Origin of the sequence: Glycomyces sp. NPDC047010 (assembly GCF_040644205.1) — a bacterium.
In the GTDB taxonomy this organism is placed as follows: domain Bacteria; phylum Actinomycetota; class Actinomycetes; order Mycobacteriales; family Micromonosporaceae; genus Glycomyces.
Map to the genome: position 1 here is coordinate 1 of NZ_JBEYVY010000007.1, position 25,549 is coordinate 25,549.

The following is a 25,549-nucleotide window of genomic DNA, read 5'->3' on the forward strand; positions in this document are numbered from 1 at the left end:
GATCCCGGCAATCCCCTCATACGAGGGTTTACACCGAACCTTCCTCGCAATAGGCTCGTTTCCGTGCGCCGCGGCCACGGCAAGTGACCTTGCGGAGCGTCCTCCGGCGTCTGGCTGCCGTCCTCGATGCGGCCGAGGCCCTGGCCGATCGTGGCGAGCACGTCGCCCTGGAGCGGGCCCTGGTACTGCGGCTGCACGGCCGTGGCGGCGGCGGTGAAGATCTCGCCGACGGGCGCGTCGTTGAAGTACGGCTTGCTCAGCCCGGTCAGGGCCGGGTCCTCGTAGAGCGAGGGCGTGGACGGGAAGTTCCCGGTCGCCTCGAACACCTTGAGCTGCTGCTCGGGCGCGGTGAGCCACTCGATGAACTCGTACGCCTCCTCGGGGTGCTCGCCCTGGGCGGGGAGCACGAGGTGCGAGCCGCCCATGTTCCCGGCGCCGCCGGGCACGGTGGCGATGTCCCACAGACCGGTCGCGTCGGGCGCGTTGGTCTCGATGTAGGAGGTCATCCACGCGGGGCAGATGATCGTGGCGAAGGTGCCCTCGTTGAACCCGGCGTTCCACTCCGGGGTCCAGGCGGTGAGGCGGTTGGACATGCCCGACCCGATGGCCTCGACGGTGAGGTCCCACGCGTCGGCGATCGCCGGGTTGGACTCGACGATGAGGTTGTCCTCGCGGTCGTACACGCCCTCGTCGGCCTGCTCGACCATGGCGCGGAACATGTTCCCGGAGGACTCGAACCAGTACCCGCCGGTGTCGGCGGTGTACTGCTGGCCGAGGGCCACGTAGTCCTGCCAGGACTCGGCCCACAGCGCGGAGACCTCGTCGCGCTCGACGGGGAGCCCGGCCTCCTCGAACAGGTCGCGGCGGTAGCACATGGCCATGCCGCCGACGTCGGTGCCGAGCCCGATGAGGGACTCGCCGTCGGAGGAGAGGGCCTGCTGCCACTTCCAGTCGAGCCACTGGCCTTCGAGCTCGTCGGCGCCGAGGTCGAGGAGGTTGTGGAAGCGGTCGGGCTGGGCGGTGTACTGCGAGATGTAGCCGACCTCGACGGCCTCGATGTCGGCCGCGCCGGAGCCGGTCGCGAGGTGCGTCGTCAGGTTCGTGTGGTGGTCGGCGAACTCGGAGATGCGCTCCTCGAACTCGATCTCGGGGTGGAGTGCCGTGTACTCCTCGTAGAGGGGGCCGAAGCCGAAGTCGCCGAACAGGCCCACGCTCAGGGTGATCTTGCCGTCGTCGTCCCCGCCCGAGCAGGCGGCGAGGCCCGCCGCGGTCACGAGGGCCGCCACGACACTGATGGCGCGGGTCGGTCTGGATGTCATCACTGGTTCTCCGTTGTCGTTGTCGGATGAGGGGTGCGCGGGCGGACGGGCGCCCGCCCGCGCCGGAGGGCGCCTCAGCGCCGGAAGTAGAACTGGTCCACGGACACGAAGTCCTGGGACTGGCCGGAGGTGAAGGTCAGGTACACGTCGTGCGTGCCGGTGACGGCGCTGACGTTGCCGGGGACGTCCCGCCACGAGGTCCACCCGCCGGTGTTCCCCACGGCGAAGGACCCGATCGGCGCGGCCGTGCGCGAGTCGATCCGCACCTCGACCAGGCCGCTGACCCCGCCCGCAGCCCCGGAGGCGACGCGGGCCATGAAGTCGAGCGGGCTCGACGAGCCGAACACGACGTCGTCGTAGCGCACCCAGTCGCCGTTGCCGAGGGGGCCGATCGCCCCGCCGGACACCGGCAGGCTCGCCGAGGACCCGTCGAAGGAGGTCGCCTCGACGGTCGCGTAGGCGTCGCGGGTCCCGCCGCCCCCGCCGGGGGTGGTGGTCGGCTCGCCCGTGGGCTCGCCGGAGCCGCCCGCGGTGTAGACGCGCACGTAGTCCACGAGCATCGAGGCGCCCGGCTGCGTTGCGGCCGTGGGGGTCGCGAACCCGGCGACGCCGTCGGGGAACGCCCCGCCCATCGCCAGGTTCAGCAGCACGAAGTACCCGGCGTGGTTGGTCATCTGGGTCCAGGTGTCCGCGGGGAGCGCGCTCTCGTTGACGGTGTGGAACAGCTGCCCGTCGGCGTACCAGCGCAGCTGGCCCGAGGCGCCCGAGTCGTCCCACTCGAACCGGTAGGTGTGGAAGCCGTTGTGGCAGGAGCCGCCGCACTGGGTGGTCGCGCCGAGGCCGTTGAACTCGTTGCAGGGGCCGCCGGGGGCGACGCCGCAGTGGAGCACGCCGTGGGCGTTGGCCTGCCCGTTGACGTTCTCCATGATGTCGTACTCGCCGATGCCCGGCCAGTTCCAGTAGTTGCCGCGGAACGGCGAGCCGAGGGCCCAGAACGCGGGCCAGTACCCGAGGGCCGCGTTCCCGCTGACCTGGGGGAGCTGGAGGCGGCCCTCGATGGCGAGGGTCCCGCCTGCGGGTGCCTTGAAGTCGGCGCGGACGGTCTCGATGCGCGCGGAGGTCCACGCGCCCGCGCCGTCGCGCAGGGCCGTGATCTTGAGGTTGCCGCTGCCGTCCATGGAGACGTTCGCGGGGTTGTTCGTGTGGGCGGCGATCTCGCCGGTGCCCCAGTTCGCGGGCCCGCCGGGGTAGGCGTGGCCGAGGTCGAACTGCCAGTTCTGGGTCGAGGGCAGCTGCCCGGCCGACCCGTTGAACTCGTCGGACCACACCTGGTCCCAGGTCTGGGCGGCGCCGACGTCGGTCTCGGCGTTGGCGTTCGCGATGGCCAGGCCGACGCTCGCGAGGAGCGCGACTCCGGCGGTGACGGCGGCGACGGCGCGGGCGAGGCGCCGCCGGGATCTCGTGGGTACGTGGGTCTGAACGTCTGCCATGAAGGCTCCTCTGCCGGGTTGAGAGACCGCTCTCTGAGAGTCGTCCCCAGTTGGGGCCGGTAATGAGAGAGCGCTCTCTCGCGTGGTCCAGAAACACATTCGTACCGAACGAATAGGAACATGTCAATGGGTCGTGGCCGAAACGTTACCCGGATCGGCCCCGCGCACCCATGTAAGCCCTTGCAGGGCAGGAGGTTACCGTTCAACCCGCTCAGCGGGCCCCGTCCTCGCCCTCGGTCTGCGGGGGACGCCCCGCCTCCTCGGCCCGGCGCCGCAGCTCGCCCATGCGCGCCTGCCGCTCCACCCGCAGCCGGTCCAGCCGCTCGGCCCGCTCGATGCGCTCCTCCGGCGACTCGGTCCCGGTGAGCATCCGCTTCTCCAGCCACTCCACGTGCTCGGCGTGCGCGGCCGCGTTGATCGCCCGCACGTCCTGGTAGGCGCCCCGCAGCGACTCCATCCGCTTGAGCGCGTCGTGGCACTGCGCCACCAGGATCTCGATGTCGGCGTGCTCGGCGTCGTCGGCGTCCTCGCGGCGGGCCTCCAGCCAGGCGATCCCCTCCCGCAGCCGCTCGCGCGCCTTCAGGTTGTGCATCGCCAGCTCCTCCACGAGCCGGTCCGCGGTCTCCAGGAAGCCCAGGTGCGGGTCGAAGCGGTCGTCGGTGCCCATGGGGCCGTCCTTCCACGAGGAGGTGCCTCTTCCTCTACTACCATATGCCCGCCGCTAGGATCATCCTTCACCGCGCGTCCGTTTCACCCCGAAGACGAGGTCCTGTGGCACCGTTCGAGTCCGTCATCGACACCCTCACCCGGACCCAGACCGCACCCCCGGTCTGGGTCGCGATCGCGTGCCTCGCGGCAGCCGCGGCCGCCGTCCTCTACGCGCCCGTCTGGCGCTGGAGCCGCGGCCTCGTCACCATCGCCCACGAGGGCGGGCACGCGCTCATGGCGGTCCTCATGCGGCGGCGCCTCACCGGCATCCGCCTCCACGCCGACACCTCCGGCCTCACCTTCTCGCGCGGGCGCCCCACCGGCTTCGGCGCCGCCATGACCCTCGTCGCCGGGTACACCGCCCCGGCCCTCCTCGGCCTCGGCGCGGCGGCCCTCGTGGGCGCCGGCCGGATCGTGCTGCTCCTGTGGATCACCCTGGTGCTCCTGGCGGTCATGCTCGTGTTCATCCGCAACTGGTACGGCGCGCTGGCGCTCATCGTCGTGGGCGCGGGCGTGTTCGCCGCGACCTGGTACGGGAACGCGATCGTGCAGACCGTCGCCGCCTACGCGGGCGTGTGGCTGCTCCTCCTCGGCGCCGTCAAGCCCGTCCTGGAACTCGGCGGGCGCCGCCGCGGCGGGCGCGGCTCGGGCCAGTCGGACGCCGACCAACTTGCGGGCATCACCCCGTTCCCGGCCGCGTTCTGGGTCTTCGTGTTTGCCCTCGCCACGATCGCCGCTGCTCTCTGGGGCACCTGGATGCTCCTGCCGATCGGCGAGTGGCTGGCTTAGGCGCCCCGGAGGCGCCGGTTCGTCCACGCGGTCGGTTCCGCACTCGCGGGGTCCTCGGGCCACGGGTGCTTCGGGTACCGGCCGCGCATCTCGCCCCGCACCTGCGCGTACGGTCCCCGCCAGAACGACGCCAGGTCGGCGGTCACCGCGAGGGGCCGCCCGGCCGGGTCGAGCAGGTGCGCCCGCACCTGGACGCCCGCGACCCGCGGGATCTCCTTGGCGCCGAAGAACAGCTGGAGCTTCATCTTGAGCACCGGGGTCCCGCTCGTGTAGTCCACGGCCGCCTCCGATCCGTTGCCCAGGCGCAGCCGGACCGGCGCGGTCCGGTCGAGGTCCTCCGACCACGGCACGAGGTTCCGCAGCGCGGCCGCCGTGTCGATCCGCTCCAGGTCGCGGCGCCTGCGCGCCCGGTCCCACCACGGTTCGAGCCAGTCGGTCCCCGCGAGCAGCGCCGCGTCGGACACGTCCGGCCACGGCTCGCCGATCTCCTTGCGGCAGAACGCCATCCGTTCGCGCATCCGCCGCGCCCCCTCGGACCACTGGAGCAGCTCCAGGCCCTCCTGCCGGAGCCCGTCGAGGAGCGCGGCGCGCACCAGCGCCGGGTCGGGGTTCCCGAGCCGGTCCGAGGCGTCCTCGATGGCGCCGACCATCCGCACCGACCGCGCGGCCACGTCCCGGCGCTCGGCGTCCCACTCGACGCGCTCCACCAGCTCCTCGCCGACGAGCTCGCGCGCCAGGCCCCCGTCGATCGGGACGGCCGCGCGGATCACCGCGGCGGCGCGCCCGGGGGAGCGGTCGGCGTCGGCGATGGCGAGCCACTCGCTCCCCGAGAGCGCCGACCCCTCGGCGGCGACGGCCCCGGTGCCCCCGGCGGTGAGCCACTGGCCGCCGCTGCGCTTGGCGACCCGCTCGGGGAACGCCAGGGCGATGACCGTGGCCGCCGCCTCGTCGTCGCCCACGTGCCGGTCGATGCTCGGGACGGCGCGGGCGAGGCGCTTGACCTCCTGCTCCCACTGCCGGTCGCGGGCGTTGCGGAGCTGGCGCCACTGCGCGAGGAGGTCGTCCCCCTTGCCGCGCTTGTCGAGTCCGAGGAGCGCGGCCACCTCGGCGGCCTTCGCGGAGCCGACGCGCGCGGCGCCGTCCACGAGCGCCCGCGCGAGCCGCGGGTGCAGCCCGGCCTTGGCGAGGACCCGCCCGCGGTCGGTGGCGCTGCCTTCACTGTCGATGGCGCCCAACGCGGTCAGCGTCGCCTCGGCCGCCTCGACCGCCCCCGCCGGGGGCCGCCCCGGCAGCGCCAGGTCGTCCACCGCGGTGCCCCAGCACGCGGCCTGGAGCCGGAACGCGGTGAGGTCGGCGGCGGCCACGTCAGGGACGGGCTGGGCCGCCCGGCGCAGGTGCTCGGCCTCGCTCCAGGCCCGCCACACCGCGCCCGGCCCCTCGCGCCCGGCGCGGCCCGCGCGCTGATCCGCCGCGGCCCGTGAAGCCGGGGCGGTGGTCAGCCCGGGGAGCCCGCGGGCGTGGTCCACGACGGGGCGGCGCACCAGCCCGGCGTCCACCACGATCCGCACGCCGGGCACCGTCAGGCTCGACTCGGCGATGTCGGTGGCGAGCACGACCCGGCGGCGCTCGCCGATGCGCATGGCCCGGTCCTGCTCCGCGGGCGGCACGGAGCCGTGCAGTTGATGTACCTCGGCATCGAGGTGCCCGAGCCGCTCCGCGACCCGGCGGATCTCGGCGGCGCCGGGGAGGAACACCAGCGCGTCGCCCTCGTCGGCGGCGAGCGCCCGGTCCACGAGGTGCGCGACGTGCGCGAGGAACCGCGGGTCGACCCGCATCCCGTCCGGCGGCTTGAGCCGCTCGCGCGGGGGCTCCCAGTGCATCGCGACCGGGTGCCGCATCGGCTCGGAGGCGACGGCGGGCGCGGGCCCGGCGTCCCCGGCGAGCAGCCCGGTCCACAACGCCACGTCGGCGGTCGCGGACGCGGCGACGAGCCCCAGGTCGGGGCGCAGCACCTGGCGCGACTCGATGAGGAACGCGCACGCGGTGTCGGTCTCCAGGTGCCGCTCATGGCATTCGTCCAGGACCACGAGGTCGACGCCCGGCAGTTCGGGGTCGGCGAGGAGCCGGTTCAGCAGCACCCCGGTCGTCACGACCTCGACCCTGGTTGCGGCCGACCGCTTCGTCTCCCCGCGGATCTGGAACCCGACCCGGTCCCCGGTCTTCTCCCCGAGGATCGACGCCATGCGCGCCGCGGCCGCCCGCGTCGCGAGGCGCCGCGGTTCGGCCACCAGCACCCGCCGCTGCGGCCCGTCCCCGATCAGCCCCGCCAGCGCCAAGGGCGCCAACGTGGTCTTCCCGGTCCCGGGCGGCGCGGCGAGCACCGCGGTCCCGGTGCGCTCCACGGCGTCGAGCAGCGCGGGCAGCGACGCCCGGATCGGCAGATCGGGCAGGACGAGCTTCGGCATGCGGACCATTGTCGCCGAGGCCCGGCGGGGCCGTGCCGGGGCCGGAATGTGAACGGAGGTTATCGGGCAAATCGGACGCGCGGAGCCGCCCCCGGCTCAACAGTGCCAGGCGGGTGCGACAGCGGGTGCGACAGGGAGCGTCCGGCGGTCGCGTTCGGCCGCCGGACCCCGTGGTCAGCCCAGGTCGCCGTCCGGGCAGGAGGCGTCGTTCGCGACGTAGCCGAACACGATCGGGGTGTCGCGGCTGATGTCGCCGCCGCTCTCGGGGTCCTGGTAGAGGATCTCGCAGGTCTCGTGCTCGGCGCTCTCGGGAGCGGTGGGCTCCGCGGAGACGTCGGTGAAGCCGTCGCCCGCGAGCCGGTCGAGGGCGTCGTTGACGTTGTCGCCGGTGAAGTCGTCGAGGTCGGCGAGGTCCTCCTCTTCGGAGGTCCGCTCCTCGGTCGTCTGCTCTTCCTCCTGGCCCTGGTCCTCGTCGTCGCCGGAGTCCTCGTTCTCCTCTTCCTCGGCGGCCGACTCGGTGGTCTCCTCGGCGCTGCTCTCGCCGGTCGTGGTGGGGTCCTCGGCGGCACCCGAGGGGTCGTCCTCGTCGCCCTTCCAAGGGGCCCAGATGAGGAACGCGATGAGGATCACGGCGAGGCCCGCGGCGACGATGAGGATCGGGCCGGTCGGGTTGCGCCGGGCCTCCTCCATGTCGCGCGGGGGCGGCAGGGGCCGCTCGGGGGCGCCGCCGGTGCGGTACTGGCCGGTGCCCGCGCCGGTGCCGTAGTCGTCCTGGAACGACTGCTGCTGCATGGGGCTGGTGTGCGCGGCGACGACTCCCGCGCCCATGGCCGCGCCCGCGGCCGGGCCCATGATCCGGGTCGACTGGGTCTGCGGCGACTGCGGGGGCGGGGGACTGGCGAGGATCGCGGTGGTGCCGCCGCCCATGCCGCCCGCGCGGCACACGCGGGCGAGCTCGGCCGCGGAGGCGAAGCGCTGGCGCGGGTCCTTTGCGAGGCAGCGCATGACGATGTTGGCGATCGGGGCCGGGACGTCGGGGGGCAGCGGTGCGGGCGTGCCGGTCAGGTGCCCGGCGATCGCGGCGGTCGGCTCGTTCCCGGCGTACGGGGGCCGCCCGGCGAGGGCCTCGTACGCGACGATGCCCAGCGAGTACAGGTCGGTCGCGCCGGTGAGCTGCGAGCCCTGGAGCTGCTCGGGGGAGGCGTACGCGAGGGTGCCCATGACGGTGCCGGTCTCGGTGAGCCCGGCGCCGCCCTTGGCGGCGGCGATGCCGAAGTCGACGATCTTGACGGAGCCGTCGTCGTTGACCAGGAGGTTCCCGGGCTTGATGTCGCGGTGGATGATGTGGGCCTGGTGCGCGACGTCGAGGGCCTCGGCCGCGGAGGCCATGATCTTCAGGGTCTCGTTGGGGGACAGGCGCCTGCGCTCGCGCAGGACGTTGTCGAGGGCCTTCCCGCGGACCAGCTCCATGATCAGGTAGGACACGAGCCCCTCGGGGGCGTGCTCCTCGCCGTAGTCGTACAGCGCGACGATCCCGGGCGACTGGAGCTGCGCGACGGCCTGCGCCTCCTGGTGGAAGCGGGCCCGGAACCGGTCGTTGCCCGACAGTCCGGAGTGGAGCAGCTTGACGGCGACGACGCGGTTGAGCCGGGTGTCGGTGCCGCGCCACACCTCGCCCATGCCGCCCGCTGCGAGGCGTTGTTCAAGGCGGTAACGGCCAGCGATCAGGTTCCCGGGTTCCACCCTCGGCCTCTTTCGTTCATCGGGAGCAGGGCACGAAGTGAGCTTAGTCGTGCGCCGCCTCCCCGCCCGCACGCGGCCGGGCACGCGTGAACGGGCGGTGGATCCCGTTGGGGCCGAAGGTGAACCGGCCTCCTACGCCTGGCCCTCCGCGGGCTCCAGCGTCAGGCTGATCGAGTTGATGCAGAAGCGGGCGTCGTCGGGGTTGTCCCAGCCCTCGCCGTAGAACACGTGCCCCAGGTGGGAGTCGCAGTTCGCGCAGCGCACCTCGGTGCGGCGCATCCCGAGGGTGTTGTCCTCGATGAGCTTCACCTTGTCGCCCGCGAGCGGGGTCCAGAACGAGGGCCACCCGCACCGGGAGTCGAACTTCGTGTCGGAGGCGAACAGCTCGGTTCCGCAGGCCCGGCACCGGTACACGCCGCGGCGCTTCTCGTCGACGTACTCGCCGGTCCACGGCGCCTCGGTGCCGCCCTGGCGCAGCACCTTGTACTCCTCGCGCGTCAGCTTCTCGCGCCACTGCGCGTCGTCCTCACGTCCCATGCGACCCAGTCTAGGCCGAGAATTCCGAGACAGCCCGGGACGCGCGACACCGGGAGCCCGAGCCCGCGCCGTCCCGCGGGGAGGCGGCTAGGATCGGGCCCATGCGGTACCTCCTTGGCGACTACACCACTGAAGGCGGCCCGGGCCTGGTCGCGGCCGGGCCCGACGGGCTCGGCGAGCCGGCGATGGTGGTGAACCCCTCGTGGGTCCACGTCGGCCCCGAAGCGGTCTACACCCTGACCGAGACCGAGCCCGGCTTCGCCGGGGCCTGGCGCATCGGCGACGACTTCGCGCTCGACCGCGCGGGCCAGGGCCGCTCCACCGGCGGTAACAACCCCTGCCACGCCACCGTCGACCCGTCGGGGCGCTGGCTCCTGGTCGCGAACTACGGCGCCGGGGACGGTTCGGGCGCCTCGGTCGCGGTCCTGCCGATCGGCGAGGACGGCACGCTCGGCGAGGCCGCCGACGAGTTCCGGCTCTCCGGCACCGGCCCGCACCCCGACCGCCAGTCCGGCCCGCACGCGCACCAGGTGGTGTGCCACGACGGCCGCGTCCTGGTCGTGGACCTGGGCTCGGACCGCATCCACGCGCTCGACCTCGCGGAGGACGGGAAGCTCACGCCCGCCGCGACCACGCCGCTCGAACCGGGCTTCGGCCCGCGGCACCTCGCGTTCGTCGGCGAGCGCGCCGTCATCGCCGGGGAGCTCGCGAACGCGTTCGCCGTCGGCTCCTGGGACTCGCGCTCGGCGACGTTCTCCTTCGGGCCGGCCGTGCCGCTCCCCTCGGGCGAGGCCGTCGACTACGCGGCCATGCCGGACATCGGCCTCGACGAGGACGCGCCCGAGGCGCTCCCGGCGGCGGTCGTCCCCGACCCCGAGCGCGGGCTCGTCTACATCACCGTGCGCGGGCCCGACCAGCTCGCGGTCGTGGACCCGGCGGCGAGCGCGCTGGTGCGCTCGGTCCCGGTCGGCGGCGCGTGGCCGAGAGACGCGGTCCTCACCGCGGACGGGACGCTGCTGGTCGCGTGCCAGCACAGCGGTACCGTCACGCGGGTGGACCCGACCGGCGAAGCGGCCCCGGTGACCGAGTGGTCCGTGCCCGGCGTCACTTGCGTGGCCCCCCTCTCCTGAAATCTGCGCGCTCTGCAAAATTTCACGATGAGAATCTTGTAAACACCGACCACGGCGGTTAGTGTTGCCCCATGGCCGAACCGACGGGACTCCGCGAACGCAAGAAGGCCGCCACCAAGGCGGCCCTCTCCGCGGCGACCTTCCGCCTCGCGATCGCGAAGGACGGCATCGGGAACGTCACGGCAGAGGAGATCGCCGCGGACGCGGGCGTCTCGACGCGCACCTTCCACAACTACTTCCCCTCCAAGGAAGCCGCGCTCCTCTACGACTTCAACGAGACCACCACCGCGCTCCTCGCCGACCTCCGCGAGCGCGTGGAGACCCAGCCGGTGTGGGACGCGATCCGCGACTCGGCCATCGCCATGCACTTCGACGAGAAGTTCGACATCGACATGATGCGCTGCCGCGAGCAGCTCATCCACTCCTCGCCCTCGCTCATCAAGGAGCAGTCGGGCCAGTTCCTGGCCCTGTTCAAGGAGGCCATCGGGATCGTCGCCGACGCCACCGGCACCTCCGTGGACGACCTGTACCCCCGCCTCGTGCTCGGCAGCGCGCTGGTCTGCATCAAGACCACCACCGAGCACTGGCTGGCCGACCCGGAGGGCCGGACCCTCCCCGAGGCCATCGCCGAGGGCTTCGCCGTCCTCGAACGCGGCATCACCCTGCCGCCCGCCGCTCCCGGGACCTGACACCGCCCGCGGACCCCTGACACAACTGAAGCAACGGCAACACCAGGAAACCCAGGGCCGACGACGCCGTCGGCGAACACCACCCGACCGGTCCCGCCGCACACACCCGCGCGGCTGCGCCGCTAGACAGCGCAGCCGCTGGCGGGACCGGCCAATCATCCGATTGGAGCACCCACCGTGGCCACCTTCCTCTACCGTCTCGGCAGAGGGTCCTATCGACTGCGATGGCTCGTCCTCGCCGTCTGGGTCCTCGTCGTCGGCGGCGTCGGCGCCGCAGCCGCGACCCTCCAGCAGGAGACGAACCCCGAGTTCGTGCTCCCCGGCACCGAGTCGCAGGAGGCGTTCGACCTCCTCGAAGAGCGCTTCCCCGAGATGGACGCCGACGGCGGCACCGCGCAGATCGTGATCCAGTCCGAGGACGGGCAGGCCCTCACCGCGGAGGCGAACACGGCGGCCATCGCCGACCTCGCCGCCGTCATGGAGGACTCCCCGCAGGTCGCGGCCGTGACCAGCCCGCTGGCGACCGGCCCGGACGGCACCCCGATCGGGATGCTGTCGGCCGAGGACCAGACCATCGGCGTCATGCAGGTGACCTACGCCGAGCCCTCGATGGAGCTCGACGAGGACACCATCACGTACCTTGAGGACGCCGTCGCGGACGCCGAGGACCAGGGCATCCGCGTGGAAGTGGGCGGCGACGTCCTCCAGGCGATCCCCGAGACCAGCGCCACCGAGCTCATCGGCATCGGCGTGGCCCTCATCGTCCTGGTCGTCACGTTCGGCGCGCTCCTGGCCGCCGGGCTCCCGATCATCACCGCGGTCCTGGGCGTCATGCTCACGACCGCGGGCATCCTCGCCGCCACGTCGTTCATGAACGTCAGCGAGTCGACCGGCACGCTCGCGTCGATGATCGGCCTGGCCGTGGGCATCGACTACGCGCTGTTCATCCTCTCGCGCTACCGCGGCGAACTCGCCAAGGACGGCCGCGTCGAGGACAAGCAGGCGCGAGCCGAGGCCATGGGCCGCGCCGTCGGCACCGCCGGTTCGGCCGTGTTCTTCGCCGGCCTCACCGTGATCATCGCGCTGCTGGGCCTGTCGGTCGTGAACATCCCGTTCCTGACCGAGATGGCCGTGGCCGCCGCCGTCACCGTCCTCATCGCCGTGGTCATCGCGGTGACCCTGCTGCCCGCGTTCGCCGGGTTCGCCGGGAAGCGGATCTTCACCAAGCGCCAGCGCCGCCGCATCGCCGAGGGCACGCACGGCACGAAGCCCAACGGCGGCAAGCGCTGGGCCGGGTTCATCACCCGCCACCCGATCCTGGTGGCCCTGGTCGGCATCGTCGGCCTCGGCGCGCTCGCCTACCCGGCCACCGACCTGGAGCTGGGCCTGCCCGACGCGGGCTCGTCCTCCGAGGACACCACGCAGCGCCAGGCGTACGACCTCATCAGCGACGGCTTCGGCGCGGGCTTCAACGGCCAGCTCATGATCGTGGGCGACCTGGACGACGGAGTCGACGCGAACACCGCCGCGGCCGACGTCACCGCGGAGCTCAACGAGATCGACGGCATCGCGATGGTCGGCCAGGCCGTGCCGAACGCGGACGGCGACACGCTCCTGGTGACCGTGATCCCCGAGACCGCGCCCGCGGACGAGGCCACGAACCAGCTCGTCCACGACATCCGCGGGGTCCTCGCCGAGGACGCCGACGCGGACTGGTCGGTGACCGGCGCGACCGCGCTGAACATCGACATCTCCGACAACCTCAACGACGCGCTGCTGCCGTACATGCTCATCGTGGTCGGCCTGGCCGCGCTGATCCTGCTGCTGGTGTTCCGCTCGCTGCTGGTGCCGGTCCTGGCGACGCTCGGGTTCATGCTCAGCGTGTTCGCGGCCCTGGGCGCGCTCGTCGCGGTCTTCCAGTGGGGCTGGGGCGCGGAGCTGTTCAACGTGGACCAGCCGGGCCCGATCATGTCGATGATGCCGATCCTGATGATCGGCCTCGTGTTCGGCCTGGCGATGGACTACCAGATCTTCCTGGTGACCCGCGTCCGCGAGGCGTACGTCCACGGCGCCGACCCGAAGCAGGCGATCGTCGAGGGCTACGGGCACTCCTCGCGGGTGGTCGTGGCGGCCGCGCTCATCATGATCTCCGTGTTCGCGGCGTTCATCTTCAGCGCCGAGTCGCTCATCGCCTCGATGGGCTTCGCGCTGGCCGCGGCGGTCGTGTTCGACGCGTTCGTGGTCCGCATGGCGATCATCCCGGCGGTCATGGCCCTGGTGGGCCGGGGCGCGTGGTGGCTGCCGAAGTGGCTGGACCGGATCCTGCCGAACGTGGACGTCGAGGGCGAGCGGCTCCAGAAGCGCCTCGCCGAGGACGCCCCCGAGGACGAGCGCGAGCTCGTCGGAGCGACCAAGTAGCCGAAGCCCGGAGGGGATTCGGGCCGACCCCCGGCCCGGGTCCCCGCGGGTGTCGGTGAACGGGGGACCCCATGACGGTCTTCTTCTTGGCGCTGCTGATCCTGATCGGCATGATCACCGCGGACTTCTTCGTCCCGATGCTCCCGAGCGCGACCCTGGTGACGGCCGCGGCGGGGCTCGTGTTCGGGAACCCGTGGCTGATAGCCGTGCTCCTCGTGGGCGCGGCCTCCTCGTCGTGGTTCGGCGAGTTCATGGGCTACAAGGTGTTCCGCGCGGTACGGGCCGGGCTGCGGCGGCGCCCGCCCCGGTTCATGGCGCGACTGGCCGAGCGGTCGGTGATGGGAGCGGTGCTGAAGCTGGAGAAGCTCCTCCAGGGCAGCGTCGCGAACCACCCCTACCGGACCACCGTGATCGCGCGCTTCCTGCCCGCGGGCCGCACGACGCTCGCGTGGATCGCGGCGGGCGCGGGCCGCGCCCCGTACGGGCGCATGGCGCTGCTCGGCGGGGTCCTGTGGGCGGTCTACACCGTGAGCCTGGGCCTGCTCATCGCGTGGATCGCCGGGCCGGGCCTCCAGTCGCTGCTGGGGTCCGTGCTCACGGTCCTGGCGGTCGGCCTCATCCTCGGCTGGGTCGCCAAGCACTGGCAGAAGACCCACGCGGAGGAGGCCGAACCCGAAGCGCCGCTTGCTATTGAGGCGGCGCAGGCGGTCGAGTTCGACACTGAGGCCGAGCCGGGGGAGTGCCCTCCTGCGAAAGCCGCCTTAACGAGACGCGGGCCCGTCCGAAAGGACGGGCCCGCATCGCATTCAGCTAGAGCTGCTCGCAGCCTCCAGGGACCCACGGGTCCTCCGGGTCCGGCGCGAACTCGCGGCCCTGGCGCCCGGCCGGGATCTGGCCCATCCGCCCGGCCTGGAAGTCCTCGACGGCCTCCATGATCTCGGAACGCGTGTTCATGACGAACGGCCCGTACCGCGCGACCGGCTCCTTGATCGGCTCGCCGCCGAGCAGCAGCACCTCCATCGACCCCGTCGCGTAGTGCTGCTCGGGCCCGGCGCCGACGGTGATGTAGTCCCCGCCCGCCGCGAACTGCGCGAGCTGCGACTCCTTGAGCGGGCGCTTCTCGTCGCCCGCGTACCCGTCGCCGTGCATCGCGAACGCCATCGCCGAGTACGAGTGCTGCCACGGGATGCGCACCTCCGCGCCCGGCGACAGCGAGGCGTGGACGAGCGTGATCGGCGTGTAGGTCCGCCCCGGGCCCTCATGGCCCGCAGCGGTTCCGGCGATGATCCGCACCAGCGCCCCGCCGTCCGTGGACGACACGAGCGTCAGCCCGGCGCCGCGGATGTCCTGGTAGTTCGGCGGGTTCCACTTGGCGCGCTTGGGAAGGTTCACCCACAGCTGCACCCCGTCGAACACCCCGCCGGTCATGACCAGCTTCTCCGAGGGCAGCTCGTCGTGCAGCAGGCCCGAGCCGGCGGTCATCCACTGGGTGTCGCCGCCCCTGATCACGCCGCCCCCGCCGTGGGAGTCGGTGTGCACGAACGTGCCGTCCATCAGGTACGTGACGGTCTCGAAGCCGCGGTGCGGGTGCCACGGGGCGCCCTTGGCCTCGTGCGGCTCGTACGCCGCGGTCATGTGGTCGAGCAGGAGGAACGGGTCGCCGCCGTCCATGAGGCTCGGCGTGGGGAACGGCCGCCGCACCGGGAAGCCGCCGCCTTCGAGCGTGCGCACGGAGTCGACGACCTTCGCCACGGAACGCGGCCGCGACTCCAGCGCGGGCGCGTCGAGGCGCGGCAGCGCGAGGATGTCGGGCACGGTCACTGCGGGCATGATGTCCTCCTCTGAACGTTGGTCGGCCAACAATATCATTGGCCGACCAACTATTGATACGCTGGGCCCATGGAACCCACCCGCACCACCGCCGGGACGCCCGGCGCCGACGTGTGCGACGACGAGCAGCGCGTCGGCCGGATCGGCCACGCCCTCTTCCGCGTCTCCCGCGCCCACCGCGCCGCCGCGGGCCGCATCCTCCGCGAGATCGGCCTCTACCCCGGCCAGGAGGTCATGCTCGGCCGCCTCGCCGACCACGGCGACACCCGCCAGTCCCGCCTCGTCCTCGAACTCGGCATCGACCCCTCCACCGTCACCAAGATGCTCCAGCGCCTCGAACGCACCGGCCTCGTCGAACGCTGCCCCGACCCCCTCGACCGCCGCGTCTCCGTCGTCGCCATCACCGCCAAGGGCCGCGACCTCCTCGACCGCATCGAGGACTCCTGGCGCCGCCTCGACGAGATCACCTGCGCCGGGTTCGACGACGCCGACCGCGAGCAGCTCGCCGCCCTCCTCGCCCGCCTGGAGCGCAACCTCGCCGCCTGCCAGGAGGACTGACACCGGGGTTGCAGGACCGCCCCCGCGTTGATAGCGTCTGCCAGCGTGACTTCACCGCAGCGCACGTTCGGGCCCTTGGACCAGACCCACGCCGGATGGGGCGCCGCGGCGCTGGCCATAGCGAGGCCCGCCGTCGAACTGGCCGTGCAGGGCCCGGGCGCGATGCCCGTCACCATGTCGAACCACTCCCACCGCGAGAACTGGTTCGAGCTCCTCACCCGCCCCCTCTGGGGTCTCGCCGCCGCCAAGGACCACGTCCCCGACGCCGTCTGGGAACCCCTCGCCGGGACCCTCGCCCGCGCCCTCGACGACGAGGACGACTGGTACATCGGCGACGCCGCCCGCGGCGGCCAGCGCGTCGTGGAGGCCGCCTCCGTCGGCTGGGGCCTCGCCACCGCCCCCGAGAAGCTCTGGGAGCCCCTGGACCCCAAGGCCAAGGACAAGGTCGCCGCCTGGCTCTCCCGCGCCTACACCGCCGAGGTCGCCGACACCAACTGGCACTACTTCCCGGTCTTCGCCGGGCACGGCCTCAAGCGCATCGGCGTCAAGCACGACCCCGCCGTCGCCACCGCGCACCTGGAGCGCATGGGGGAGTTCCTCCTCGGCGACTCCGTCTTCGAGGACGGCCCCGGCGGCCGCGTCGACTACTACAACCCCTTCGCGTTCCACACCTACGCGCTCCTGCACTTCAAGCTCTCCGGCGACGACCGGTACGTCTCCAACGCCGCGGCCTTCGCCAAGCGCTTCGGCTCCTGGTTCGCCGCCGACGGCGCCGCCGTCCCCTACGGCCGCAGCCTCGGCTACCGCTTCGCCCAGTCCTCCCTGTGGGGCGCGCTGGCCGCCGCGGACGTGGAGGCCGTGCCGTGGGCCGAGGCCGCCGGGCACGCCCGCCGCCACCTCGACTGGTGGTGGCGCCGCCCGATGCTCGACCCCGCGGGGCGCCTCACGGTGGGCTACTCCTACCCGAACGACTCGGTCGTGGAGCAGTACCTCACGGCCGGGTCGCCGTGGTGGGCGACGAAGGCGTTCATCGGGCTCCTCGCCGGGCCCGCGCACCCGTTCTGGACCGCTGAGGAGGCGGTCCCCGGGCCGGTCGTGGAGCCGCACAAGGCCGCCCGTGCCGTCCACGTCAGGGACCGCGCCGGGCACGTCACGCGCCTGAACGGCCAGGCGTGGCACCCGTGGGCCCGGGGCGGCCAGGCGGCGTACGGGAAGTTCGCGTACTCATCGCTCGCCGCGTTCTCGCACGCCACGGCCGGTCCCGGCCTCGAAGCGGCCGTGCCGGACGGGGCCCTGCACCTCTCGGAGGACGGGCGGCACTGGCGGGGCCGCGAGGACTCCGACGAGGGCACGATCGACGAGAACGGGGTGCTCACGATCGAGTGGCAGCCGTGGGACGACGTGTCGATCACGACCTCCCTCGAAGCGGCCGTGGACGGCTGGCACGCCCGCGTCCACGTCGTGGACACCGGCCGGCTCCTGTACACCGGCGAGGGCGGCTGGTGCGTTCCGAAGGCCGGGCACGTGGCGCAGGTCGGCGAGTCGAAGGCCCTCGTCACGAGCCAGGGCCTGCGCTCGGAGATCATCGACTCGGGGACCGGCCGGGAGGCCGACCTCATCGAGCCGATGCCCGGCACGCACCTCTACTGGCCCGCAACGGTCCTGCCGGTCCTGCGGGGCGTGCTCGAACCGGGGAAGTACGTGCTGAAGTCGTTGATCTACCTCGGCACGGAGTGAGCGGTCCGCAGCTCCGGGTTCGGTGACTCCAGGAGGTTGCGCAGGACCACCGCGGCGCCGCCGAGCGCCGCGGCCTGCGCGACGTCCGCGGCCAGCTCGACCTCGACGGTGTGGACGTGCCGCATGAACACCGACCGGTTGAGCCACTCCTCCAGGACGTCCCGATACGCCTGCCCGGACTCGGCGAACGCCTGCCCGGCGAGGACCACGCGTCCCACGTCGAACATGTTCACGAGCGTCACGGTGGCGACGGCGAGGCGCTGCGCGGAGTCGGCGATGAGCGCCGCCGCGGCGGGGTCGCCCTCGCGGGCGGCGCGGCCGACGCGGTTGAAGTCGGTGAGCGTGTCGGTGCCCAGGTCCAGCCTGGCCGCGAGCCCGGGGTCCTCCATGGCCCGCTCCACGACCGGGCGCGGCCCGGCCACGGGGTCGAGGCAGCCGCGGTTGCCGCACGAGCAGTCCTCGCCGAGGGCGTCGACGGAGATGTGGCCCAGCTCGACGCCGTTCGAGGTCACGCCCCGGTACGGGTGCCCGTCGAGGATGACGCCGCCGCCGATGCCGCCGGACATGAACACGACCGCGAAGCTCGACCCGGACCCGCCGAGGGTCTGCACGCCCAGGCCCGCGGCGGTTGCGTCGTTCTCCAGGGCCACCGGCAGACCGGTCGCCTCGGCGAGGGTCTCGGCGAGCGGGTACCCGGTCCACTCAGGCGTCGGATGCGGGGTGATGACCACGCCCGCTTCGCGGTCCTGCGGCCCGTAGGTCGCCAGGCCGATGCCCAGGACCTTGTCGCGCGGGACCGCCGCGTCTTCGAGCATGGCCTGCACGTGACCGGCGAGCTCGGCCACGACCTCTGCCAGCGGTCGCTTCCCGGCGCCGGGCATGTCGTGGCGCACCACGACCCTCCCGGCGAGGTCGACCACGACGCCGACGGCCGCGAACTGGTCGAGCTGGACGCCGACCATGTAGCACGCGTCGTCCTTGACGCCGATGAGGCGCCGAGGGGTGCCGCGATTGGCGGGGACGGTGCCGACCTCGTGGACCAGGCCGAGCGCGGTGAGCTTGCGGACGGCGTGCGTCATGGTCGCCGGCGTCATGCCCGTGGCCTCGGCCAGCTCCACGCGGCTGGCGGCCCCCCGCTCGCGGATGATGTCGAGCACGACCGCCAGCGTGGGCAGGCGGGTGTCGGCGCCGAACGAGCGCAATGCGGGCTCCTTACTCGGGGTGAACGGGCGGGTATCACCTTACTGGACATGCGCGTCCGGTGACCCGGCGAAATCGGCGGGGTGGGGCGCGCCCTGCATGGTCCGCAGCACGTGGAGCGCGCCGCCGAGCGCCGCCGCGGACCCGGTGTCGGCCGAGACGAGGACCTTGGGGCGGACGAGGGCGCGGCTGAGCGCCAGCCGCTCCAGCTCGGCGGCGACCCGGTCGCGGTACAGCGTCCCGGCCACCGTGAACGCCGGTCCGGCGAGGACGACGGTGTCGAGGTCGAACAGGTTCACGAGCGTCACCGCGGCCTGCCCGATCCACAGCGCGGACCGCTCCAGCATCGCGGCGGCGTCGGGATCGCCTGCGCGCCAAGCACGGGCGATGCGGTCGAAGTCCGCGAGCGCGCCGTCCCGCGCCCCGGTCAGCCCGAACCGCCCGGTGAAGGCGGGATCGTCGAGGGCCCGCGCGACGACCGCCTGCGGTGCCGCTTCGGCCTGGGCGCAACCTGCGCCGCCGCACACGCACGGCGTGCTGCCGCCCGCGAGGGGCACGTGCCCGATCTCGACGGCGTTGGAGGCCCGGCCGCGGTAGACCTCGCCGTCCACGATGACGCCGCCGCCGATGCCTGCAGCCATGTAGACCAGGCCGAACGTGTCGGTGCGCGGGGCCCCGGCCCACAGCTCGCCGACCGCGGCCGCGGTGGCGTCGTTCTCCAGCAGCACCGGCAGGCCCAGCCGCTCGGCGAGCGTCCCGGCGAGCGGGTACTCCAGCCAGTCGGGGCCGGGCTGGGCGGTGAGCAGCACGCCCCGGTCGAGATCCTGCGGGCCGTGGGTCACCAGGCCCGCGCCGAGGACGCGGGCGCGCGGCACCCCGGCCCGCTCCAGCAGCGCGCCGACGTGCCCGGCGAGCGCCTTCACCGTCTCGTCGGGCCCGCGCCCGCCCGTGCCGGGGAGGTTCGCGGTGGCGATGCGGCCCCCGGCGAAGTCGAGGACCTCGATCGTGGTGGTGGTCCGGTCGACCTGGATGCCGATGGCGTGCCAGGCGCCCGCGACGAGTCGCAGCAGCCGCCGGGGCTGGCCGCGGCCCGGCTGCGGGTCGCGCCCGGACTCGCGCACGAGCCCGTCCACGATGAGCGGTCGCACGGTGTTGGTGATGGTCGCGGCGGTCAGCCCGGTCCGCTCGGCGAGTTCGACGCGGCTCAGCGTGCCCTCGGTCCGCAGGAGGTCGAGCACGCGTCGGGCCGCGTTGGCGCGGGCTCCGCCCCGGTGGCGCATCGGCGGCCTCCTTCGGAAGTTCATCGGATCTTATTCTTGACACCTTAAATTTAACAGGTTAATAATTGGCCGGACGCCCAAGCGGGCGCGACCCCCTCCAGTTCCGCGGGCGACGGCGCCCCGGACCCGAAAGGACGACGATGTCACCCAAGAACGGACTGCGGCGCCGCGCCGCGGCCGCCCTCGCGGGCGCGGCCGTGCTCGGCCTCGCGCTCACCGCCTGCTCGGGAGGCTCCGGCAGCTCCTCCGCCAGCGACACCCTCGTGGTCTACACCGGACAGGCCGGCGACTACCAGGTCAACTTCAACCCCTTCTCGCCCACCAAGATCGGCGGCATGGGGACGATCTTCGAATCCCTCTTCTTCTTCAACAAGGCCCAGGTCCAGGACCCGGTCCCGCTGCTGGGCACCGAGGAGGCGTGGAACGAGGACGGCACCGTCCTCTCCGTGACCCTCCGCGACGACGTGAAGTGGAGCGACGGCGAGGCGTTCACCGCCGACGACGTGGTCTTCACCTTCGACCTCCTCAAGGCCACCCCGGCGATCAACGGCGGCGGCTACGACGGCACGGCCGCGGCCGTGGACGACACCCACGTGACCCTCACGTTCGCGACGCCGATGTTCACCAAGGCCCCCGACCTGCTGAGCACCCCGATCGTCCCCGAGCACCTGTGGGCCGACGTCGACCCGACCGCCGACGTCGTGGAGGAGCCCGTCGGCACCGGCGCGTTCACCCTCAAGGAGTTCAAGCCCCAGGCGTACACGCTCGCGGCCAACCCCGACTACTGGGGCGGCGAGCCGAAAGTGAAGGAGATCCGCTACCTGTCGCTCTCGGGCAACCAGGCCGGCGCCGACGCCATCGCCGCGGGGACCATCGACTGGCAGACCGGGCCGATCCCGGACATCCAGAACACGCACCAGAACTTCCCGAACTACGACGCGTACACGCAGTGGCAGAACCAGATGGTCCTGGGCACCTGCTCCAACCCTGACCTCGGCTGCGAAGGCCCGCAGACCGACCCGGCCGTGCGCAAGGCCCTCTACTACGCGCTCGACCGCGACCAGCTCAACTCGCTGGCGTTCATGGACACCGCCAACGAGGTCTCGCCGGTGTTCACCCTGACCCCGAGCCAGGACCAGTTCGTCTCCGCCGCAATCGAGGAGAAGGTCGCGCCGCAGACCGCGCAGACCGACACCGCGACCCAGACGCTCGAAGCGGCCGGATGGGTCAAGGGCTCGGACGGCATCTACGAGAAGGACGGCGAGCGCCTCTCGCTCACCGTCGAGGTCGTGACCGGCTGGACCGACTACATCACCGCCGTCGACACCATGGCCTCGCAGGCCAAGGAGGCCGGCATCGAGCTCACCGCCGCCCAGTCCTCCTGGAACGAGTGGACCGACCAGCGCCTCAAGGGCGAGTTCCAGCTCGCGATCGACTCGCTGTGGCAGGGCCCGACGGCCGACCCGTACTACCTGTACAACTACTTCTTCGTCTCCACCGCGACCGCGCAGGTCGGGGAGTCCGCGGGCAACAACTACTCGCGCTTCAGCAACGCCGACGTGGACGCCGCCCTCGACGCGCTCTCGGCGCTGCCGCTGGACGACGTGGCCGCCCGCCAGCCGTACTTCGACACCATCCAGGCCGCGATCTGGGACGACATGCCGTACGTGCCGATCATGACCGGCGGCACCACCAGCGTGTGGAACACCGCCGAGTTCTCCGGCTGGCCCTCGGACGAGGACCTCTACGCGTTCCCGGCGGTCTGGTCCGCCTGGGACTGCGCCGAGATCTTCAAGCGCCTCGAACCGAAGGGCTAGAGGGCCTTCGCCCCCGAGGAGGAGTCGAGACACAGTGAACTATTTCCTGCGCAAACTGAGCTTCTACGCCGTGGCCCTGTGGGCGGCGCTGACGCTGAACTTCGCCATTCCGCGGCTGCTGCCCGGCAATCCCGTCGACATCCTGCTGGCCAAGCTCCAGCAGCGGGGCGAGACGGTGACCCCGGAGACCCGCAAGGCCTACGCGCTCCTCCTCGGGGGCGACAGCGACGATCCCCTGTGGATCCAGTACTGGGACTACCTGAAGAACCTCGCCCACGGCGACCTGGGGGTCTCGGTCAGCTACTACCCGGCCAAGGTCAGCGACGTGATCCTCACGTCGCTGCCCTGGACGGTGGTGCTGGTCGGGATCGCCACGATCCTCGCCGCGGTGCTCGGGGTCCTGCTCGGCGCGGTGGTCGGGTGGAAGCCCGGCACGTGGCTGGACTCGCTCGTCCCGTCCACGACGCTCCTGGCGGCCGTCCCGTACTTCTGGCTGGCGCTCATCCTCGCCTACCTCCTGGCCCGCGTCCTCGGCTGGTTCCCCCTCCAGGGCGGCTACGACGTGGTCCTCACCCCGGGCTGGAACGGCGAGTTCATCGGCTCGGCGATCCAGTACGGGTTCCTTCCGGCGCTGACGATCGTGCTCGCCTCGATCGGCGGCTGGGTCCTCGGCATGCGCAACATGATGGTCTCGACGCTCTCGGAGGACTACATCCTCACCGCCGAGGCGAAGGGCCTGTCGCCGCGGAAGATCCTGCGCTCCTACGCCTCCCGCAACGCCGTGCTCCCCTCGGTCGCCGGGTTCGCGATCTCCCTCGGGTTCGTCGTCTCCGGCTCGGTCATCACCGAGCAGGTGTTCTCCTACCCCGGGATCGGCGGGCGCCTGCTGGGCGCGGTCACCAACAACGACTACGCGCTCATGCAGGGCGTGTTCCTGTTCATCACCCTCGCCGTCCTGGGCGCGAACCTCCTGGTCGACCTCCTCTACGGCATCATCGACCCCCGCACGCGGGCGCGGACCTAAGGAGCGGCGACCATGACGAACCTCAAGCCCGCCAACACCACCCCCGTCGCGGACGCCGCCGAAGCGGCACCCGCGGCCGGGCCCGCCCGCTCCGGCTGGCGCTCCCTCCTGCCGACCATGACCCCCTGGCTCGCGATCGGCCTCGTCCTCGTCGCCGGGATCGGCCTCTTCGGACTCCTCGGGCCGCTCTTCGTGGGCGACCCGCGGCAGATCCGCGACCAGGGCCTCACCCCGCCGTCCGCGGAGTTCTGGCTCGGCACCACCCAGACCGGGCAGGACGTGCTCGCGCAGCTCGCCTACGCGACCCGCGGCTCCCTCCAGATCGGCCTGCTCGTGGGCGTCCTCGCCACCGTGCTCTCGGCGTTCTTCGGGATCTACGGCGCCTACCGCGGCAAGTTCCTCGACGACGCGTTCTCCCTGTTCACCAACGTGTTCCTGGTGATCCCGGGCCTGCCGCTGGTCATCGTCATCTCCGGGTTCGTGCCCCGCGAGAGCCGCGGACTGTGGACGATCGCGATCGTCCTGGCCGTCACCGGCTGGGCCGCCTCCGCGCGCGTCCTCCACGCCCAGACCCTCTCGGTGCGCCAGCGGGACTACGTGGCCGCGTCCCAGGTCTCGGGCGAGCGCCCGTGGCGGGTCATCGTGGTGGAGATCCTCCCGAACCTGCTGCCGGTCATCGCCTCGCAGTTCGTGTTCGCCGTCATCGCCGCGATCCTCGGCGAGGCCGGGCTCTCCTACATCGGCCTGGGCGCCTCCAACTCCGCGACCCTCGGCACGATGCTCTTCTACGCCCAGAACGGGTTCGCGCTCTCCCTCGGCGCCTGGTGGTGGTTCGTGCCGCCGGGCCTGATGATCGCCCTGTTCGGCATGGGCCTGTCGCTCGTCAACTTCTCCATCGACGAGGTCATCAACCCCAAGCTGAAGAACCTGCGCCAGCACCGCCGGCGCGCCCGCCGGGCCCTGCGCCTCGAACGCGAGCTGGCCCGCCGCACCCCCGCCAAGGAGACCGACCGATGAACACGACCGCACCCCCGGTGCTCACCGTCGAAGACCTCACCGTCGTGTACGAAGTGGACGAGCCGGTGACCGCCGTGCGCGGCGCCGACCTCACCCTCCACCGCGGCGAGATCCTCGGCCTCGCGGGCGAGTCCGGCTGCGGCAAGACCACGCTCGCGTACGCCGTCAACCGCCTCCACCGGCCCCCGGCGCGCATCGCCTCGGGCCGCATCACCTTCCACGACCGCTCCGGCGAGGACGTCGACATCCTCGCCCTCGAAGACCGCGAGCTGCGCGCGTTCCGCTGGGACAAGCTCTCGATGGTCTTCCAGGGCGCGATGAACGCCCTCAACCCGGTCGGCACCGTCCGCGCCCAGCTCGCCGACACCCTCCGCGCGCACCGCCCCAGGATGGGCCGCAAGGAGATCCGCGACCGCTCCGAGGACGTGCTCCGCCGCGTCGGCGTCGACCCGCGCCGCCTCGGCTCCTACCCGCACGAGCTGTCCGGCGGCATGCGGCAGCGCGTCATGATCGCCATGGCGATGCTCCTGGAGCCGCAGATCATGATCATGGACGAGCCGACCACCGCGCTCGACGTGGTCGTGCAGCGCGACATCCTCCGCGAGATCGTGCGCCTGCGCGACGAACTCGACTTCGCGGTCGTCTTCATCACCCACGACCTGCCGCTGCTGCTGGAGATCAGCGACCGCATCGCCGTGATGCTCGAAGGCGAGATCGTCGAGCTCGACACCGCCGAGTCGCTCTACCGCGACGCGAAGCACCCGTACACGCAGAAGCTCCTGGGCTCCTTCCCGAGCCTCTCGGGCGAGCGCGGCGCCTTCATCCGCACGGGCGTCGACGAGACCAAGGCCGAAGCGACCGAGGAGCGAGCATGACCAGCGTGCACGTCACCGACCTGGTGAAGGACTACACGATCCGCAACGGCCTCAAGCGCACCCGCCTGCGAGCCGTCGACCACGTCAGCCTCGAACTCACCCCCGGGCGCACCGTCGCCCTCGTCGGCGAGTCCGGGTCCGGCAAGTCCACGATCGCGAAGATCCTCACCCGCATGGAGACCCCCACCTCCGGGGGCGTCGAGGTCGTCCGCGACGACGGCACGAACGTGGAGCGGGCCGCCTACCGGCGCGAGGTCCAGATGGTCTTCCAGGACCCCTTCGCCTCGCTCAACCCGTTCCACTCCATCGAGCACCACATCTCCCGGCCGCTGCGCATCCACAACCGCACGGCCGCAGGCGAGGAGACCCGCGAGCGCGTCCTGGAGATGCTCGAACGCGTCAACCTCACGCCCGCGGCGAGCATCGCCCCCAGGCGCCCCCACGAGCTCTCGGGCGGGCAGCGCCAGCGCGTCGCCATCGCCCGCGCGCTCGCCCCCGGCGCCAAGGTCCTCATCGCCGACGAGCCGGTGTCCATGCTGGACGTCTCGATCCGCCTGGGCGTGCTCAACCTCCTGGGCCGCCTCCAGCGCGAGGACGACCTCGCGGTCCTCTACATCACCCACGACCTCGCCACCGCCCGCCACTTCTCCGACGAGATCACCGTGCTCTACCGCGGCCGCGTCGTCGAACGCGGCCCGGCCGACGCGGTCATCCTCGACCCGCACCACGAGTACACGAAGCTCCTCGCCGCCGCCGCGCCCGACCCCGAGCGCCTCGGCCGCGTCACCGCCGACGCCCCGGTCGACCGCGACGCGATCGACAACAGCGCCTGCTACGACCACTTCGCGGGCGAGTGGCGCGAGGCCGGAGTCCCCGCCGCCGCAGCGAGACCGGTCGCCCGCACCTGACGCCCGCGCGGGACC

20 protein-coding genes are annotated in these 25,549 nt (G+C 72.5%); 11 read left to right on the forward strand and 9 right to left on the reverse strand.

What is annotated here, in order from left to right:
* From AB0A65_RS15240 to AB0A65_RS15250, 3 genes are all read right to left on the reverse strand, one after another.
* Positions 1-1,319: ABC transporter substrate-binding protein (locus AB0A65_RS15240; protein WP_359951622.1), on the reverse strand; the 1,319-nt coding region annotated here is incomplete at its 3' end.
* Between the two features lie 74 nt (positions 1,320-1,393).
* Positions 1,394-2,809, reverse strand: coding sequence for a carbohydrate-binding protein (locus AB0A65_RS15245; protein ID WP_359951624.1), 1,416 nt, complete (start codon positions 2,807-2,809; stop codon positions 1,394-1,396).
* 211 nt (positions 2,810-3,020) lie between these two features.
* Entirely contained in the window at positions 3,021-3,476 is a 456-nt protein-coding gene (locus tag AB0A65_RS15250) for a hypothetical protein (RefSeq protein WP_359951626.1), read from the reverse strand.
* A 104-nt stretch (positions 3,477-3,580) separates the two neighbouring features.
* Here AB0A65_RS15250 and AB0A65_RS15255 point away from each other — a divergent pair, with 104 nt between their 5' ends.
* Positions 3,581-4,306, forward strand: coding sequence for a M50 family metallopeptidase (locus tag AB0A65_RS15255; protein ID WP_359951628.1), 726 nt, complete (start codon positions 3,581-3,583; stop codon positions 4,304-4,306).
* Here AB0A65_RS15255 and hrpB read toward each other — a convergent pair.
* The 3 genes from hrpB to msrB all read right to left on the reverse strand — a co-directional run bounded on the left by hrpB (position 4,303) and on the right by msrB (position 9,051).
* Positions 4,303-6,780: an ATP-dependent helicase HrpB gene (gene hrpB, locus AB0A65_RS15260; protein ID WP_359951630.1), complete on the reverse strand. Its 2,478-nt coding sequence runs from the start codon at positions 6,778-6,780 to the stop codon at positions 4,303-4,305. The two genes, AB0A65_RS15255 and hrpB, sit on opposite strands and share 4 nt — an antisense overlap.
* Before the next feature lie 165 nt (positions 6,781-6,945).
* On the reverse strand, positions 6,946-8,514 hold the full coding sequence (locus AB0A65_RS15265; RefSeq protein WP_359951632.1) for a serine/threonine-protein kinase: 1,569 nt from the start codon (positions 8,512-8,514) through the stop codon (positions 6,946-6,948).
* 132 nt (positions 8,515-8,646) lie between these two features.
* The gene (gene msrB, locus AB0A65_RS15270) at positions 8,647-9,051 is read right to left on the reverse strand and encodes a peptide-methionine (R)-S-oxide reductase MsrB (RefSeq protein WP_359951634.1); all 405 of its coding nucleotides are present in this window, start codon (positions 9,049-9,051) and stop codon (positions 8,647-8,649) included.
* Between the two features lie 101 nt (positions 9,052-9,152).
* Between msrB and AB0A65_RS15275 the strand changes: the two genes are divergently transcribed.
* The 3 genes from AB0A65_RS15275 (at position 9,153) to AB0A65_RS15285 (ending at position 13,288) form a co-directional block, all read left to right on the forward strand.
* Positions 9,153-10,181: a beta-propeller fold lactonase family protein gene (locus AB0A65_RS15275; RefSeq protein ID WP_359951636.1), complete on the forward strand. Its 1,029-nt coding sequence runs from the start codon at positions 9,153-9,155 to the stop codon at positions 10,179-10,181.
* A 71-nt stretch (positions 10,182-10,252) separates the two neighbouring features.
* Positions 10,253-10,870, forward strand: coding sequence for a TetR family transcriptional regulator (locus AB0A65_RS15280; RefSeq protein ID WP_359951638.1), 618 nt, complete (start codon positions 10,253-10,255; stop codon positions 10,868-10,870).
* A 177-nt stretch (positions 10,871-11,047) separates the two neighbouring features.
* Positions 11,048-13,288, forward strand: a complete 2,241-nt coding sequence (locus tag AB0A65_RS15285; protein WP_359951640.1) for an MMPL family transporter — start codon at positions 11,048-11,050, stop codon at positions 13,286-13,288.
* 810 nt (positions 13,289-14,098) lie between these two features.
* On the opposite strand, the gene AB0A65_RS15290 is transcribed toward AB0A65_RS15285, so the two are convergent.
* Positions 14,099-15,118, reverse strand: coding sequence for a pirin family protein (locus tag AB0A65_RS15290; protein WP_359951642.1), 1,020 nt, complete (start codon positions 15,116-15,118; stop codon positions 14,099-14,101).
* A 69-nt stretch (positions 15,119-15,187) separates the two neighbouring features.
* Between AB0A65_RS15290 and AB0A65_RS15295 the strand changes: the two genes are divergently transcribed.
* Complete coding sequence (locus AB0A65_RS15295; protein WP_359951644.1) at positions 15,188-15,676, forward strand: MarR family winged helix-turn-helix transcriptional regulator; 489 nt, start codon at positions 15,188-15,190, stop codon at positions 15,674-15,676.
* A gap of 45 nt (positions 15,677-15,721) precedes the next feature.
* The gene (locus AB0A65_RS15300; protein ID WP_359951646.1) at positions 15,722-17,413 is read left to right on the forward strand and encodes a DUF2264 domain-containing protein; all 1,692 of its coding nucleotides are present in this window, start codon (positions 15,722-15,724) and stop codon (positions 17,411-17,413) included.
* Here AB0A65_RS15300 and AB0A65_RS15305 read toward each other — a convergent pair.
* Positions 17,395-18,615 (reverse strand): ROK family transcriptional regulator, encoded by a 1,221-nt coding sequence (locus tag AB0A65_RS15305; protein ID WP_359951648.1) that lies wholly within the window; start codon positions 18,613-18,615, stop codon positions 17,395-17,397. The two genes, AB0A65_RS15300 and AB0A65_RS15305, sit on opposite strands and share 19 nt — an antisense overlap.
* Positions 18,616-18,654: 39 nt before the next feature.
* Entirely contained in the window at positions 18,655-19,893 is a 1,239-nt protein-coding gene (locus AB0A65_RS15310; protein ID WP_359951650.1) for an ROK family transcriptional regulator, read from the reverse strand.
* A gap of 140 nt (positions 19,894-20,033) precedes the next feature.
* On the opposite strand from AB0A65_RS15310, the gene AB0A65_RS15315 reads away from it, so the two are divergent.
* The 5 genes from AB0A65_RS15315 to AB0A65_RS15335 are packed head-to-tail and all read left to right on the forward strand — an operon-like array spanning position 20,034 to position 25,534.
* Positions 20,034-21,710 (forward strand): ABC transporter substrate-binding protein, encoded by a 1,677-nt coding sequence (locus AB0A65_RS15315; RefSeq protein WP_359951652.1) that lies wholly within the window; start codon positions 20,034-20,036, stop codon positions 21,708-21,710.
* 34 nt (positions 21,711-21,744) lie between these two features.
* Positions 21,745-22,734 (forward strand): ABC transporter permease, encoded by a 990-nt coding sequence (locus AB0A65_RS15320; protein WP_359951654.1) that lies wholly within the window; start codon positions 21,745-21,747, stop codon positions 22,732-22,734.
* A gap of 12 nt (positions 22,735-22,746) precedes the next feature.
* A complete protein-coding gene (locus AB0A65_RS15325; RefSeq protein ID WP_359951656.1) occupies positions 22,747-23,751 on the forward strand; it encodes an ABC transporter permease in 1,005 nt (334 codons plus the stop codon).
* Complete coding sequence (locus AB0A65_RS15330; RefSeq protein ID WP_359951658.1) at positions 23,748-24,626, forward strand: ABC transporter ATP-binding protein; 879 nt, start codon at positions 23,748-23,750, stop codon at positions 24,624-24,626. The genes AB0A65_RS15325 and AB0A65_RS15330 overlap by 4 nt, the downstream gene beginning before the upstream one ends.
* On the forward strand, positions 24,623-25,534 hold the full coding sequence (locus tag AB0A65_RS15335) for an ATP-binding cassette domain-containing protein (RefSeq protein WP_359951660.1): 912 nt from the start codon (positions 24,623-24,625) through the stop codon (positions 25,532-25,534). Before AB0A65_RS15330 ends, AB0A65_RS15335 begins: the two co-directional genes overlap by 4 nt.
* The last annotated feature ends 15 nt before the right edge of the window (positions 25,535-25,549 follow it).

Bases quoted from the DNA above. Each gene is read 5' to 3' on its own strand.
- AB0A65_RS15315 (WP_359951652.1), top strand. From the start codon at position 20,034: ATGTCACCCAAGAACGGACTGCGGCGCCGCGCCGCGGCCGCCCTCGCG.
- AB0A65_RS15250 (WP_359951626.1), bottom strand. From the start codon at position 3,476: ATGGGCACCGACGACCGCTTCGACCCGCACCTGGGCTTCCTGGAGACC.
- AB0A65_RS15245 (WP_359951624.1), bottom strand. From the start codon at position 2,809: ATGGCAGACGTTCAGACCCACGTACCCACGAGATCCCGGCGGCGCCTC.
- AB0A65_RS15325 (WP_359951656.1), top strand. From the start codon at position 22,747: ATGACGAACCTCAAGCCCGCCAACACCACCCCCGTCGCGGACGCCGCC.
- AB0A65_RS15330 (WP_359951658.1), top strand. From the start codon at position 23,748: ATGAACACGACCGCACCCCCGGTGCTCACCGTCGAAGACCTCACCGTC.
- AB0A65_RS15335 (WP_359951660.1), top strand. From the start codon at position 24,623: ATGACCAGCGTGCACGTCACCGACCTGGTGAAGGACTACACGATCCGC.
- msrB (WP_359951634.1), bottom strand. From the start codon at position 9,051: ATGGGACGTGAGGACGACGCGCAGTGGCGCGAGAAGCTGACGCGCGAG.
- hrpB (WP_359951630.1), bottom strand. From the start codon at position 6,780: ATGGTCCGCATGCCGAAGCTCGTCCTGCCCGATCTGCCGATCCGGGCG.
- AB0A65_RS15310 (WP_359951650.1), bottom strand. From the start codon at position 19,893: ATGCGCCACCGGGGCGGAGCCCGCGCCAACGCGGCCCGACGCGTGCTC.
- AB0A65_RS15295 (WP_359951644.1), top strand. From the start codon at position 15,188: ATGGAACCCACCCGCACCACCGCCGGGACGCCCGGCGCCGACGTGTGC.
- AB0A65_RS15280 (WP_359951638.1), top strand. From the start codon at position 10,253: ATGGCCGAACCGACGGGACTCCGCGAACGCAAGAAGGCCGCCACCAAG.
- AB0A65_RS15290 (WP_359951642.1), bottom strand. From the start codon at position 15,118: ATGCCCGCAGTGACCGTGCCCGACATCCTCGCGCTGCCGCGCCTCGAC.
- AB0A65_RS15275 (WP_359951636.1), top strand. From the start codon at position 9,153: ATGCGGTACCTCCTTGGCGACTACACCACTGAAGGCGGCCCGGGCCTG.